Below are 716 nucleotides of genomic sequence, written 5' to 3'. Positions count from 1 at the left end.
GTAAATAAGGCCGAAAAACTTGCGTTCTGAAGGGGCTTGTTTGCGAAAACGGTCACGGAGCCGCGGGCGCGTGGCTGGGAGAGTACGTTTCTAACAAATAGTGCCCCAGATCTTTAAAGATCTGGGGCACTAAATGATCGAAATGACCTTCGGAACACGATCCGCTGGGGTGCGGCACCGGCCCGCGGCGCTGGGGTGCTGCGCGGGGCCTAAGAGAGGGCGGTGAGGGCGGCGTCGTGAAGCTTGCCGTTGGATGCAAGTGCTGAGCCGCCGTGGGGGCCGTTTTCGCCGCGGACGTTAGTGAAGCGTCCACCGGCCTCAGTCACAAGAAGCGCTGGGGCTGCTAGGTCCCACAGGGAGACCTCGGGCTCGGCAGCGATGTCGACGGCACCTTCGGCCACTAGACAGTAATTCCAGAAGTCGCCGTAGCCGCGCAAACGCCACACCTTGTCCGTGAATGAGATGAAAGCGTCGCGGTTCGGCCGCCACCCAGACAAGGAGCTCATGGCCAGGGAGGCATCTTCCAGTTTGGAGACCTCGGAAACGCGCAGGCGTTTCGGCTCCCCGCCGAAGACACGGTAGGCGCCGCCACCTTTGGCCGCGTACCAGCGGCGGCGCAAGGCTGGGGCGGAGACGACGGCGACGACCGGCTCGCCGTCCTCCAGCAGGGCGATGAGCGTGGCCCAGACGGGAACGCCGCGGACGAAATTCTTCGT

Annotated in this window: 1 protein-coding gene; it reads right to left on the bottom strand. The window is 63.7% G+C overall.

Annotated features, from left to right (window positions below; all coding sequences use genetic code 11):
• Positions 1–209: 209 nt before the first annotated feature.
• Positions 210–716, bottom strand: a 507-nt coding sequence (locus HMPREF2698_RS08580) for an inositol monophosphatase family protein (RefSeq protein WP_070563727.1), incomplete at its 5' end; no start/stop codon positions are given.

The sequence above is a fragment of the Corynebacterium sp. HMSC072A02 genome, assembly GCF_001810085.1.
GTDB classification, from domain to species: Bacteria; Actinomycetota; Actinomycetes; order Mycobacteriales; family Mycobacteriaceae; genus Corynebacterium; species Corynebacterium hesseae.
Note: the sequence above shows the minus strand (reverse complement) of the source record. Positions and strands in the feature narration are given on the sequence as shown.